We start from the raw sequence: 13404 nt of genomic DNA, 5'->3' as shown, positions 1-13404 counted from the left end.
GGTGCCGTGGACGCGGCGGGGGGCTCGCCGAGCCCCGCGTCCCCGCTCCGCGCGCCCTCGGGGGCCGGCGCGGCATCCCCGCCCCCGGCGGGCTCGGAGCCGTCGTCGATGACGACGATGGGCGTCCCCACGTCGACGGTGGCGCCCTCGGCGACGAGGATCCTCGCGACCGTCCCCGCGAACGGCGAGGGCAGTTCGACGACGGACTTGGCCGTCTCGATGGACAGCAGCGCGTCGTTGACGTCGACCTCGTCGCCGACCTCGACGTGCCATTCGACGACTTCGGCCTCGGTGAGGCCCTCCCCCGCGTCGGGCATGGAATATGTGGGCACAGTGACTCCTCGGTGCGATCAGTAGGCGAAGGACTTGTCGACGGCGTCCAGGACGCGCTCGGCGTCGGGCAGGTAGTCGCGCTCGACCCGGGCCGGCGGGTAGTGGGTGTCCCAGGAGGCCACGCGCAGCACCGGGGCGTCCAGGGCCCCCCACATCTCCTCGTCCAGGCGGGCGGCGATCTCCGCACCGGGGCCGAGCGTGCGGCGGGCCTCGTGGACGACGATCACCCGGCGGGTGCGTCCGGCGCTGGCCCGTATGGCGGCCATGTCGAGCGGGGCCAGGGCGCGCAGGTCGAGGACCTCCAGGTCGCGGCCCTCGCGGGCGGCCGACTGAGCGGCGTCCAGACAGGTGCGGACCATCGGCCCGTAAGTGAGCAGCGTGGCGTCGCGACCGGGCCGGACGACCCTGGCCGAGGCCATCGGCAGGTCGGGCGCGGACTCGTCGACCTCGCCCTTGGCGTAGTAGCGGGCCTTCGGCTCGAAGAGGATCACCGGGTCCGGGCAGGCGATCGCCTGGCGCAACAGCCAGTGGGCGTCCTGCGGCGAGGCGCAGGTGAGCACGTGCAGGCCGGGCGTGTGCACGAAGTAGGACTCGGGCGACTCCGAGTGGTGCTCGGCCGCACCGATGCCACCGCCGAAGGGGATGCGCACGACCACCGGCAGGGACTGCCGCCCGTGGGTGCGCGAGCGGTAGCGAGCGAGCTGGTTGACGATCTGGTCGAACGCGGGGAAGACGAAGCCGTCGAACTGGATCTCGGCGACGGGCCGCAGCCCGTGCAGGGCCAGGCCGATGGCGGTGCCGACGATGCCCGACTCCGCGAGGGGGGTGTCGATCACCCGTTCGGCGCCGAACTCGTCGAGGAGCCCCTCGGTGATGCGGAAGACCCCGCCGAGGGTGCCGACGTCCTCCCCCAGGACGAGCACCCTGGGATCGTCGGCCATGGCGGCGTGCAGGCCCCTGTTGAGAGCCTTCGCGATGGTGAGCCGGCTCATGCCCCGACCTCCTCCGCCGGGACGGTGGACAGCCAGTCGAGGCAGTCGGCGCGCTCGGCGGCCAGGTAGTCGCCGGGTTCGGCGAGCAGATCGTCGAAGACCTTCTCGATCGGGGTGTCCTCGAGCTCGCGGCAGGTCCGGCGCACGTCCGAGCCGAAGTCGTCGAGCTCGGCGTCCAGGGCCTCGAGCCAGGCCTGGTCGATCAGTCCCCTGCCGAGCAGATGGGCCTGCAGCCGTTCGATCGGGTCCCGTCCGGCCCACTCCCGCGTGGCCTCGTCGCTGCGGTACCTGCTCGGATCATCGCTGGTGGTGTGCGCGCCCATGCGGTAGGTGAGCGCCTCGACCAGCACGGGCGAGGCGGTGCGGGCCCGGGCTAGGGCCCAGTCCATCACCGCGGCGGTGGCGAGCGGGTCGTTGCCGTCGACGCGGATCCCCGGGATGCCGAAGCCGTGGGCCCGCTGGTAGAGCGGGATGGGCGTCTGACGGGTGACCGGCTCGCTGATGGCCCACTGGTTGTTGACGCAGCAGAACACGACCGGGGCGCCCTGGGCCGCGGCGAAGACGAGGGCCTCGTTGACGTCGCCCTGGCTGGAGGCGCCGTCCCCGTAGATGGTGAGGGCCGCGTGCGGCCGGCCGTCCGGGTCCAGGGCGGCGCCCATCGCATAGCCCACCGCGTGCAGCGGGTGCGAACCGATGATGATCGAGTAGGGCGCCATGCGCGTCGCCCCGCTGTCCCAGCGCGACAGCCCCGAGCCGCGCCAGAGCGCGAGCATGTCGGCCGGGCTCACCCCCATGGCCAGCGCCAGGGACTGCTCCCGGTAGGTGGCGAACACCATGTCCTGAGGGCCCAGCGCGGCGGCGATCCCCGCCTGGTAGCCCTCCTGGCCGAGCAGCGGCGGCCACAGCCCGAGCTCGCCGTGGCGCTGCAGCGCGGCGCCCTCGATGTCGAGGCGGCGCCCGAACATCATGCGACGCAGCATCGTCACCAGCTCGGTGTCGCCGCCCCGCCAGCCGAACCGGGCGTCCTCGACACGGACACCCTCCGGCGTGAGCAACTGCACCGGCCGCGTCGGATCCTCGGCACCCATCGAAGTCCTTCCCCACAACAAAACTTACTCTCTGGTAACCTACCGGATCGTAGACTCCGGGATCAACCATCCCCCCGCCGACCCGACCACGAGTGAGACGATCACCCAGCTCGACGCCCAAGACGCACAGGACTATGCTGCGTGCGAGTCGATCGCGCCCATGAGCAATGGGCGCCAGGGAACTCCGGTGAAAATCCGGGACTGGCGCGCAGCGGTGAAGGTGACGGGGCCGGCACAAAGAACCCACTGGGGAGACCCGGGAAGGGGCCGGCCTCGGACGATCCGAGTCCGAAGACCTGTCGGCTCACCTGTCCGTCAGGCGTTTCGCGCTCACAGACGCCCCAGATGAAAGCCGACGCCCCGTTGACCCCCGCTCAGTCCTCCGACCCTCACCGGACACCCCCTGCCACGACCAGCAAGAACACGCACCGGGCCACGACCCGGGCCGGGCGCGGCGCACGCATCAACCTGACCCCGGTCGTCATCGGGCTGGTTCTCGCCATCGCGGTGAGCATCGTGCTGTCGCTGGCCTTCGGCTCCGAACGCATCCCACTCGCCGAGGTCTGGGACGTCGTGCGCGGCCGTCTGGCCGGTGACCCGGCCGGTTCCCCGTTCGCAACGATCGTCTGGCAGCTGCGCATGCCGCGCGCCCTGCTGGCAGTGCTCGTCGGAGCGGGCCTGTCGATCGGCGGCGCCGGCATGCAGACGCTCGTGCGCAATCCGCTGGCCGAGCCCTATCTGCTGGGCATCTCCTCGGGCGCCTCGGTCGGCGCCACCGCAGTGCTCGTCTTCGGCGTGCTGGCGCGGTTCGGCGTCTACTCGCTGTCGGCAGGCGCCCTGCTCGGCGCGCTGGGCGCGGCGCTGGCGGTGTTCGGCGTCTCGCAGGCCCAGGGCGGCCTGACGCCGCTGCGCATGGTGCTGTCGGGCGTCGTCCTGTCGTCGGCCTTCTCGGCGGTCGCCTCGTTCATGGTCTTCCTCTCGGACGACAATCACGCGGCGGCATCGGTCATGTTCTGGATGCTCGGCTCGGTGGCCGGCGCCAGCTGGGCCAAGCTCCTGCTGCCGCTGCTCGCGGTCGTGGGCATCGGCGGCGCCATGCTGGCCGTCAGCGGCTGGCTGGACGCCCTGGCGGCCGGCCCCGAGACGGCTGCGGCCCTCGGCGTGCGGGTCCGGGCGATGCGCACCGGCCTGTTCGTCGGGCTGGGCGCGCTCATCGGCTGCCTGGTGGCGGTCAGCGGCGGCATCGGATTCGTCGGCCTCATCGTGCCGCACGCCTCCCGCATGCTGGTCGGCTCGCTGCACCGGCGCATGCTGCCGATCGCGGCGCTGACCGGTTCGCTGTTCCTGCTGTGGGTCGACGTCGTCTCGCGCGTCGTCGTCCGGCCGCAGGAGATCCCGATCGGCGTCGTCACCGGCGTGATCGGCGCGCCGGTCTTCCTGCTCCTCATGGGCCGGCGCCGGTACGCGTTCGGGAGCCGTGACGCATGAGCAGGGGCGCCAGCCGCGGTCACGGCACCGGCCGGGCCCCCGAGATCCGCCTGGAGGCCGTCGCAGCCCAGGTCCAGCACCATGTGGTCGTCCGCGACGTCGGCCTCACCATTCCGGGCGGCACGAAGCTGGCGCTGGTCGGCACCAACGGCGCCGGCAAGTCGACGCTGCTGCGCGCCATCGCCGGCATCACCGAACCGGCCGCCGGCCGCGTCCTGCTCGACGGCAACCCGGTGCACGCCATGAAACCGCGGGAGCGGGCCCGTCTCATCTCGTTCGTCTCCCAGGAGGAGACCCCGCCGGACGATCTGCGCCTGGGCGAGATGGTCGCCCTCGGCCGCATCCCGTACCGCAGTCCGTGGTCGATGAACGGGCGCGGCGAGATGCGCATAGTCCGCGAATCGCTGGGCGCGCTCGGTCTGGGCGACCGTCTGGAGACGCCCTGCACGAATCTGTCCGGCGGCGAGCGGCGCCGCGCCATGATCGCCCGCGGCCTGGCCCAGCGCTGCCCCGTCCTCGTGCTCGACGAGCCCACGAACCACCTCGACATCGCCTGGCAGCTGCGCCTGCTCGACCTGCTCGCGGCCCAGCCCGCAACGGTCATCGCCGCCATCCACGACATCGACACCGTGCTGCGCCACTTCGACCTGGTGGCCGTCCTCCACGGCGGGCTCATGCGGGCCTTCGGCGAACCCGCAGCGGTGCTCGGCACCGGGCTCATGGGCGAGGCGTTCGCCGTCGAGGCCCTGCAGATCCCCCATCCGCGAACTCATCAACCCCATCTGCTCATCAGCAGGGGAAAGGACAATCGATGAAGATCCCCCGTACCGCGCCCGCAGGGCTGCTCGCCCTCGCGCTCGTCGCCACCGGCTGCGCCTCGAGCACGTCGTCCGGCTCGTCCGGCTCGTCGGCGGCGGGAAGCATCCAGCTCACCAACTGCGGCGAGACGAAGGAGTACCCGAGCCCGACGACCAGGCTGTTCGTCAACGACGGGAACATCATCTCGATCGCCCTGGCCGCGGGTGCCGCGGACGACATCGTCGCCGTCTCCAGCATGCAGCGCGACCGCGACGTGCTGGCCCTCAAGTACGGCGCCGAGACGGTCGACGGCCTCAACCAGGTGGCCGACAAGTACCCGACGATGGAGAACATCGTCGCCGCCCAGCCGCAGGTCGTCTTCGCCGGCTGGGGCTACGGCTTCAGCGAGGAGAGGAACCTGACCCCCGACGGCCTCGCCCAGCAGGGCATCGGGACCTATCTGCTGTCGGAGACCTGCCGCCAGCCCGACGGCAACCGCGGCACCATGGACCCCTGGGACGCGCTGACCACCGACATCACCAATGTGGGCGCGATGACGGGCGACGACTCCGCCGCCGGGCAGGTCGTCGAGGACATCAACACCCGGCGCAAGGCCCTCGAGGGGGCCATGCAGGCCACCGACAGGCCCACCGCCTTCCTGTTCGACTCCGGCTCGGACACGATCTTCTCGTCCGGCTCCTTCGGGGCCCCGCAGGCCATGATGGAGTCGGCCGGCGTCGCCAACGCCCTGTCGGACGTGCAGGACACCTGGACCTCGGTCAGCTGGGAGCGCCTGGCCGCCGCCGACCCCGACATCGTCTACTTCGTCGACTACCCCGGCCAGTCCTACGACGAGAAGGTGACCGCGCTGAAGTCGAACGACGCGACGAAGGACCTGACCGCCGTCAAGGAGGGCCGCTTCGTCAACCTGCCCTACGCCATGTGGACCTCGGGCCCGCTGAACATCGACGGCGCCGAGTACATCCGCAAGTCGCTGGAGCACTACGGCCTGCAGCCCGCCTCGGACGTCCAGACGCACCTCGACCTGTCGAAGCTGGAGGACCTGCCCGGCAACGAGTGGATGAGGTAGTCCCCGCCCCTCCCCACGCAGCTGCAGGGCCCGCCCGCGGGCTGTGCACGGGGCTGAGCGCCACAGCCGCATGGGGAACGGGAGGGGCCCGGCAGGGGCCCACGCCTCAGTCGGCGGCTCCCGGACCGTCCGCGGCGGTGGGGGCCACCAGCTCCCCGGGGCTGACGACGCCCTCGACGGAGACCCTGTCGAGATAGGCCATGCCGTCGAAGGACAGCTCGCGGGCGTTCTCCGGATCGCCCTCGTCGCCGATCCTGCCGCCCGCCAGGCGGTCGACGATGATCGCGATCGCGCCGTCGCCGGTGACGTTGGTGGCGGTGCCGAAGGAGTCGAGGGCGATGTAGGTGGCGATCATGAGGGCCACCTGGGCGTCGTCGAAGCCCAGCATCGAGGACAGCAGACCGGTCGCAGCCATGATGGCGCCGCCCGGCACTCCGGGGGCGGCGACCATCGTGATGCCGAGCATGAAGACGAAGCCGACCCACTGGGCCGCCGAGACGTCGACGCCCTGGGTCAGGGCGATCGCGAAGGCGAAGGCGAAGATCTTCGAGGTGGAGCCGGCCAGGTGGATCGTCGCGCACAGCGGCACGGTGAAGGAGGCGACGGTGCCGGACACGCCGTTGCGCCTGGTCTGGCGCAGGGTGACGGGGATGGTCGCGGCCGAGGAGGAGGTGCCCAGGGCGGTGAGATAGGCCGGCAGCATCGTGACGAGCGCGGTCACCGGGTTCCGGCGCCCGACGGCGCCGGCCGCGCAGTACTGGACGCCGAGGATGACGACCTCGAGGAGGAGGACGACGATCACCACCCGGACGAGCGTGCGCATGATCTCCCAGGCCTCGCCGGTGTAGGTGAGGTTGAGGAATATGCCGAAGATGTGCAGCGGCAGCAGCGGGATGATGATGCGCTCGATGAGCTTGGTGATGATGGCGCGGAACTCGATGAAGCCCTTGCGCAGGACCCCGCGCGGGACCATGGCGAGACCGATGCCGATGACGAAGGAGAGGAGCAGGGCGGTCATGACCTCGACGACCGGGGGCATCTCGACGGTGAAGTAGCTCTCGAGGGCCGATCCCGGCTTCTCGACGTCGGCGAGACCCGATCCGGACAGGATCCTCGGGAAGGCGGTCGCGCACACGAGGTAGGTGAGGAAGCCGGAGAAGAGCGTCGAGGTGTAGGCCAGGGCCGCCGTGATGCCGAGCCACCGGCCGGCGCCGCGCCCCAGGTCGGCTATGGCCGGGGTGACCAGGCCGATGATGATGAGCGGGATCGAGAAGGTGAGGAACTGGCTGAACAGGCTGGAGAAGGTCGCGAAGACGCGGCCGATGCCGGCGGGCAGCAGATGGTGGCCGCCGATGCGCACCGAGCCCAGGACGAGGGCGAGGACGATGGCTGCGAGCACCCACACGAGGATGCCGCCCTTGGACAGGGCTCTGCGGAGCTTGGACATCAGGGACCTTTCGGCGGTGGTGGCGGGACGACTGCTCTTCGCAGGACAGGGTCTCATACGCGGGGGCGTGCGGCGAACAGGCGGTGGGGCATGACCGCGGCGATCACCGCGCGCCCCGGCGGGAGCAGGCGCCGCGCGCGAGAACCCGCCCGGGCGCCCCGGCGCCGGATGCGGCCGCCCGTGAAGGCCCGCCGGTCGGGGCCGAGTCAGGATTGGCAGCGGTCCATAGGATTGATCGCGTTCCCGTCCCGGTCGGCCCGACCCGCGATCCGCCGCCGTGCGCGGACGCACCCGATTCCTGGCAGCCGATCGCTCCGGACGGGCACCAGACCATGCCGGGTAGCCCCGAGACGGAGACCGAAGGAGAGTGAATGAGCGTTTCTGGCACCCGGGTCTCACGGCCCGGACGGATCCGCGACATCGTCGACACCTACCTGCGCCGCAGGCGGAGACTGCGGGAGCTCCAGACCAACGAGACCTTCGCCGCGGTCGCCCTCGCCCTGGCCACCCTCGCCGCCCTGGTGTGGGCCAACATCGGGGACAGCTATCACCGGTTCTGGCAGACCCCGGCATCAGTCGCGGCCGGCCCCTTCGCCGTCGAGCTCACCCTGCACGAATGGGTGGACGAGGGACTCATGGCGGCCTTCTTCTTCATGGTGGGACTCGACGTGCGCCGCGACCTCGCCCTGGGCGAGCTGCGCCTGCCCGGGCGCGCGCTCCTGCCCGTCTCCGCGGCCGTGGGCGGACTCGGCGTTCCCGCCATCGTCTACCTGCTCATCGCGGGCGATGGCGGTGGCGCCCACGCGTGGGGCTCGGTGATCTCCACCGACACCGCATTCGCCTTGGGCATGCTGGCGCTCATAGGCCCCAAGCGGGCGCCCCGGCTTCGGCTGTTCCTGCTGGCATTCGCCGTCATCGACGACATCGGGGCGCTGACGGTGATAGCCGTCTTCTACTCCGGGTCGCTGAACCTCATGGCCCTGGCCATCGCCGCGGGGGGCCTGTTCGCGGTGTGGGTCATGGCGAGACGAGGAGTCTGGCGGATGCCTCCCTACCTCCTGCTCGCCGTCATCATCTGGTACGCGGTCTACCGCTCGGGCGTGCACGCCACCCTCGCGGGCGTCCTCATCGCCCTGCTCATGCCGGTGTACGACGTGCGCAGCCAGGACGTGGACGCCGCCGGCGAGGTCGCCGCCCTGTACCAGCAGACGCCCGCACCGGGGACCTCCATGCTGCTGCGGGAGACGCTGAACTACTCCATGCCGCTCAACCAGCGCCTGGCCTTCATGCTGCCCCCATACGTCAACTACCTGGTGGTTCCGCTCTTCGCCCTGGCCAACGCCGGCGTCGCGCTCGACCGCGGCACCGTCGCCGCCGCCTTCTCCTCCCGAATCCTGTGGGCCGTCGTCGGCGGCCTCGTGGTCGGCAAGCTCGTCGGCGTCGTCCTCGGCGCAGGGCTCGTGCTGCGGCTGGTGCCCGCCTCACGCCTGCCCGGGCTGGACCGGCCCCGGATCCTCGGGCTCGGCGCCCTGTCCGGCATGGGATTCACCGTGTCGCTGCTCGTGGCCAACATCGCGCTCGACGACGAGACCATGCGGAACCAGGCGCGCCTTGGCGTCCTGGTGGCCTCCCTGGCGGCGTTATTGCTCGCCACGCTCGTCTTCCGGATCGCCGGCAGGCTGTCGCCGCTGCCGGACCCCGCGGGGCAGACGCTGCGTCGTCCGGTCGACCCCGACAACGAACTCGTCGCGGGCGATCCGAACGCCCCTCACGTGCTGGTCAACTACGCCGACATGAGCTACGAGGGCCGGTGGCGACTCATGGAGGCCTTGCGCGGCATTGCCGAGATGCGCGACTCCGGTCGGGTGCTCCTGGTCATGCGCCACAAGATATCCGGGCCCGAGAGCCTGCTGGCCGCGCTCGCGCTCGAGGCGGCCGCCGCGGACCACGAGCCGAGCCTGTGGGCCTTCCACGACGCCCTCGCCGAGCTGCGCGGCAGGGTCACCGCGCGCTCCATCACCCGCGCCGCCCGTGACTGCGGCATCGACGCCCGCGCCATGTGGGAGCGGATCGACAGCGGCGCGGACAAGAGGAAGGTGCTCGCCGATTCGATGGACGTCGAAGGGCTGACCGACGACGCCGGCCCGATCGTCTACATCGACGGCCGCCGCTTCGAGATGCTGCTCAATCGCTGGACCCTCTCCGAGGAGCTCGCTCGGCTCGACGAGACCGCCGGACGGGCCGACGGCTGACCGGTCGGCCGGAACCCGGCGCGTCCCGTCCGGTCCCGCCAGTGGCCTCGTCGCCCGTGCCCCGCAGGGCGGGGGATTCAGCCCTGCGGGCGCAGCAGCGGGAACAGGATGGTCTCGCGGATGCCGGCGCCGGTGAACAGCATGATGAGCCGGTCGACGCCCAGGCCGAGCCCGCCCATGGGCGGGCAGCCCTGCTCGAGGGCGGCCAGGAAGTCCTCGTCGAGCTGCATGGCCTCGGGGTCGCCGGCGGCCGCGGCGAGCGACTGGGCGGTGAGGATCTCGCGCTGGACGACCGGGTCGATGAGCTCGCTGAACCCGGTGCCGCGCTCCATGCCGGCGATGACGAGGTCCCAGGCCTCGATGCAGCCGGGCTTGGAGCGGTGGCGGCGGGCCAGCGGCTGGGCGATCTCGGGGTAGTCGCAGACGAAGGTCGGCGCCAGCAGGTCCTTCTCGACCAGCTCGGCGAACAGCTCGACGACCATCTTCTGGGCGCCCCAGCCCGCGTCGAAGCCCACGCCGGTGGCCTCGGCGATGCGCCGCAGCTCGTCCAGCGGGGTGGCCGGGTCGATCTCCTGGCCGAGCCTGGCCGACAGGCCCTCGTGGACGGGCAGCCAGGCCCATTCGCCGTCGAGGTCGACGACGCCGCGCCCGGTCTCGATCCGGTGGGTGCCGAGGGCGTCGGCGACGTCCATGACGACCGACCTGAGGGTGTCGGCGATCGTGAACTGGTCGCCCCAGCTCTGGTAGGCCTCGAGCATCGTGAACTCGGGGCTGTGCGAGGAGTCGACGCCCTCGTTGCGGAAGACGCGGCCGATCTCGTAGACGCGGTCGGCCCCGCCCACCATGACGCGCTTGAGGTGCAGCTCGAGGGCGATGCGCAGGTACATGTCGATGTCGAAGGCGTTCAGGTGCGTGGTGAACGGGCGGGCCGCGGCGCCGCCGTGCAGGGTCTGCAGCACCGGGCCCTCGACCTCCAGGTAGCCCTGGGCCTCGAGCGAGGCGCGAATGGTACGGGTGATGCGCGAGCGGGTGCGCACCATGGTGCGCGCCTGGGCGCTGACGATCAGATCGTTGTGGCGCTGGCGCACCCGCGACTCCTCCGCCAGCTCCCTGTGGAGGGTCGGCAGTGGGCGCAGGGCCTTCGAGGCGAGCCTCCACTCGGCGGCCATGACCGACAGCTCGCCGCGCTTGGAGGCGACGACGCGGCCGCGCACCCAGACGAAGTCGCCCAGGTCGACGTCGGACTTCCAGGCGGCCAGGGCGTCGGCGCCGACCTCGGCCCGTGAGAGCATGATCTGCAGGCGCTCGGCGTCGCCGTCCGGCGTGAAGCCGTCCTGCACGGTGGCGAAGCACAGCTTGCCGGAGTTGCGGATGAGGACGACCCGGCCGCCGACGGCCACCTCGTCCCGGGTCTCCTGGCCGGGCTCCAGGCCGGGCCAGCCGGCGCGCACCTGCGCGAGGCTGTGGGTTCTGCGCAGATCGGCCGGGTAGGGCTGCCCGCCGTCGTCGAGGCAGCGCCGGCGCTTCTCGGCGCGGATGCGCATCTGCTCGGGCAGGTCCCGCGCGGGGGCCTCGTCGGTGGAGCCGTTCGGCTGCTGGGAGCTCACCCGGACAGCCTAGCGTGGGGCGTTCCACGGCCCGTGAAGGACGGGGTGGGGCCGGCCCAGGCCCAGGCAGACCCAGCCGGCCTCCCGCCAGCGCGGGGCGTCCAGGGCGTTGCGCCCGTCGATGACGAGCCGGCGCGCCACGCGCGAGCCCGCGAGGCGGGGGTCGAGCCCGACGAACTCGTCCCATTCGGTCAGCAGCAGGACCAGTTCGGCGCCCTCGAGGGCCGCCAGGGGGTCTGGTCGGGTGTCCAGCTCGGGGTGGAGCCGCCCGACGGCCTCCAGGGCCCGCGGGTCGCATATCCGCACGTGCGCCCCCTGCCGGTGCAGGCGCAGCGCGATCTCGAGGGCCGGGGACTCGCGCACGTCGTCGCTGCCGGGTTTGAAGGCGGCGCCGAGGACGGCGACGCGCGCCCCCTCGACCCCACCGCCCAGGCACTGCCGCGCCAGGGCCATGACGCGGTCGCGCCGGCGCTGGTTGATGGCGTCGACGTGCCTCAGGAAGGAGACTGCGTCCTCGACGCCCAGCTCCTCGGCCCGGGCCACGAAGGCGCGGATGTCCTTGGGCAGGCAGCCGCCGCCGAAGCCGATGCCGGAGCGCAGGAAGCTGCTGCCGATGCGCGCGTCGTGGCCGAGCGCCTCGGACAGGACCACGACGTCGCCCCCGGTGGCCTCGCACAGCTCCGACATGGCGTTGATGAAGCTGATCTTCGTGGCGAGGAAGGAGTTCGCGGCCACCTTGACCAGCTCCGCCGTCGGGTAGTTCGTGATGATCCGCGGGGCGCCCTCGGCGAGGAGGGGGCCGTAGGCGGCGTCCAGGGCCTCGCGGCCCCGCCGGGCGTGGCCGGGATCGTCAGACAGCCCGTAGACGATCCGGTCCGGGTGCAGGGTGTCCTCGACGGCGTAGCCCTCGCGCAGGAACTCCGGGTTCCACACCAGGGTCGCCCCGTGCGGCTCCAGGCGTCCGGCCAGGCGCCCCGCGGTCCCCACCGGGACCGTCGACTTGCCCACCACCACGGTCCGCTCCCCGGTCGGCAGGGCGGCGAGGATCCCGTCGACGGCGGACTCCACATAGCGCAGATCGGCCGAGCCGTCCTCGCCGGACTGCGGAGTTCCCACGGTGATGAAGTGCAGTTCGGCGGCGCCCAGCCCCCCGGCCGCCGACGCGGCGGCGAAGCGCAGCCGGCCGCTGTCCAGGAGCCCCCGAAGGGCCTCCTCCAGCCCCGGCTCGAAGAAGGGGGGGCGCCCGGCGGCGAGGGCGCTCACCCTCTCGGCGTCGACGTCCACCCCCAGTACGTCGTGGCCCAGCGCCGCCATGCTGACGGCGTGGACGGCTCCCAGGTAGCCGCATCCCAGAACAGAGATCCGCATGGTGGTCTTCCTCCCTGTCGTGCTCGTCGCTGAGTTCACGGTGGTTCTGCCAGGCAGGCGTCGGCCCACTCCGCCAGCCAGGGGGCCGAGGAGGGGCGGAAGGCGTGGACGAAGGCCAGGCGCAGGCGGGCCGCCCTCCGGTAGCAGTCGAGGCGGGCCCGGCTGGCCCCCAGCCGGGAGGCCAGCTCCTCCAGGTGGTCGACGACCCGGCGGTACGCCGCGGGCCCCAGCCCGCCCGTCAGACGGCGCAGTTCGGCATGGGCCAGCAGGTTCCCCGCGTCCAGGGCGGCCTCCCCGCGGGCGACGGTGTCCAGGTCGAGGACGCCGAGGCCCGCACCGTCCCACAGGAGCTGCCCGTCGTGCAGGTCCCGGTGCAGGAGCGCCGGCGGGTCGGCTCCGGCCACGAGCTCGCCCGACACCTCCTCCACCCGGCGCTGCAGGGCCTCCAGGGGGGCCAGTGCCCGGTGCTCGCGCGCCGCAGCGAACCAGTGCGCGAGCACCGCCGCCTCGTCGGCCCCCGTGTGTCCGGCCGGCGCGCGATCCGGGTGGCGGGCGAGCCGCGGCCAGACCCGGGCCAGGAGGGCCCATCCCTCCAGGCCGTCGTCGCCCAGGTCGTGCAGCGTGCGACCGGGCAGGAGGGAGAAGTCGACCCGGGAGGCGGTCGCCTCCAGCACCCGGGCCGTCCTCAGGCCGGTGCCGGTGCACAGGACGCGGATCCGCCGCGAGACGGCGGCGAGCCGGCCGGCCCGCCCCGGCCGCAGCAGCTTGACCGCCCGGTCCGCGCGCAGGACGACGGCGCGGCGGTGGAGGCGGTGCACGACCAGTGCCCCGTCCCGCGGAGCGGACAGCCCGGGCAGGCGGAAGTCGGTGGCGTAGTCGGCCAGCTCGCAGCGGCCGGAGTCGTCGACCCGGCCGGCCCGCAGGAGACCCGCCGGGTCGCG

At 72.4% G+C, this 13404-nt stretch carries 11 protein-coding genes and 1 riboswitch; of the genes, 4 read left to right on the top strand and 7 right to left on the bottom strand.

What is annotated here, in order from left to right; genetic code table 11:
* The 3 genes from R2N01_RS09385 to R2N01_RS09375 all read right to left on the bottom strand — a co-directional run.
* Positions 1-332: biotin/lipoyl-containing protein (locus R2N01_RS09385; RefSeq protein WP_316670550.1), on the bottom strand; the 332-nt coding region annotated here is incomplete at its 3' end.
* An 18-nt stretch (positions 333-350) separates the two neighbouring features.
* Positions 351-1325 (bottom strand): alpha-ketoacid dehydrogenase subunit beta, encoded by a 975-nt coding sequence (locus R2N01_RS09380; RefSeq protein WP_316670548.1) that lies wholly within the window; start codon positions 1323-1325, stop codon positions 351-353.
* On the bottom strand, positions 1322-2413 hold the full coding sequence (locus R2N01_RS09375) for a thiamine pyrophosphate-dependent enzyme (RefSeq protein WP_316670546.1): 1092 nt from the start codon (positions 2411-2413) through the stop codon (positions 1322-1324). The genes R2N01_RS09380 and R2N01_RS09375 overlap by 4 nt, the downstream gene beginning before the upstream one ends.
* Before the next feature lie 132 nt (positions 2414-2545).
* Positions 2546-2732, top strand: a riboswitch (cobalamin riboswitch).
* Between the two features lie 149 nt (positions 2733-2881).
* Between R2N01_RS09375 and R2N01_RS09370 the strand changes: the two genes are divergently transcribed.
* Genes R2N01_RS09370 through R2N01_RS09360 form a run of 3 tightly spaced genes read left to right on the top strand, consistent with a single transcriptional unit; the run spans position 2882 to position 5789 of the window.
* Positions 2882-3901 carry an iron ABC transporter permease gene (locus tag R2N01_RS09370; protein WP_316670553.1) on the top strand — a complete coding sequence of 340 codons (1020 nt, stop codon included), beginning with the start codon at positions 2882-2884 and terminating at the stop codon, positions 3899-3901.
* The gene (locus R2N01_RS09365) at positions 3898-4716 is read left to right on the top strand and encodes an ABC transporter ATP-binding protein (protein WP_316670545.1); all 819 of its coding nucleotides are present in this window, start codon (positions 3898-3900) and stop codon (positions 4714-4716) included. Before R2N01_RS09370 ends, R2N01_RS09365 begins: the two co-directional genes overlap by 4 nt.
* Entirely contained in the window at positions 4713-5789 is a 1077-nt protein-coding gene (locus R2N01_RS09360) for an ABC transporter substrate-binding protein (RefSeq protein WP_316670544.1), read from the top strand. The genes R2N01_RS09365 and R2N01_RS09360 overlap by 4 nt, the downstream gene beginning before the upstream one ends.
* Before the next feature lie 106 nt (positions 5790-5895).
* Here the strand turns inward: R2N01_RS09360 and R2N01_RS09355 are convergent, their stop codons facing one another.
* Positions 5896-7236: a dicarboxylate/amino acid:cation symporter gene (locus tag R2N01_RS09355; RefSeq protein WP_316670542.1), complete on the bottom strand. Its 1341-nt coding sequence runs from the start codon at positions 7234-7236 to the stop codon at positions 5896-5898.
* Positions 7237-7607: 371 nt separating this feature from the next.
* Here R2N01_RS09355 and nhaA point away from each other — a divergent pair, with 371 nt between their 5' ends.
* On the top strand, positions 7608-9488 hold the full coding sequence (nhaA, locus tag R2N01_RS09350) for a Na+/H+ antiporter NhaA (RefSeq protein ID WP_316670541.1): 1881 nt from the start codon (positions 7608-7610) through the stop codon (positions 9486-9488).
* Positions 9489-9565: 77 nt separating this feature from the next.
* Here the strand turns inward: nhaA and lysS are convergent, their stop codons facing one another.
* From lysS to R2N01_RS09335, 3 genes are all read right to left on the bottom strand, one after another.
* Entirely contained in the window at positions 9566-11032 is a 1467-nt protein-coding gene (lysS, locus tag R2N01_RS09345; protein WP_316670551.1) for a lysine--tRNA ligase, read from the bottom strand.
* Positions 11033-11104: 72 nt separating this feature from the next.
* Positions 11105-12463, bottom strand: coding sequence for a UDP-glucose/GDP-mannose dehydrogenase family protein (locus R2N01_RS09340; protein WP_316670540.1), 1359 nt, complete (start codon positions 12461-12463; stop codon positions 11105-11107).
* Positions 12464-12498: 35 nt separating this feature from the next.
* Positions 12499-13404, bottom strand: a 906-nt coding sequence (locus tag R2N01_RS09335; RefSeq protein WP_316670539.1) for a phosphotransferase, incomplete at its 5' end; no start/stop codon positions are given.

Origin of the sequence: uncultured Propionibacterium sp. (assembly GCF_963539965.1) — a bacterium.
Lineage (GTDB): Bacteria > Actinomycetota > Actinomycetes > Propionibacteriales > Propionibacteriaceae > Propionibacterium.
Note: the sequence above shows the minus strand (reverse complement) of the source record. Positions and strands in the feature narration are given on the sequence as shown.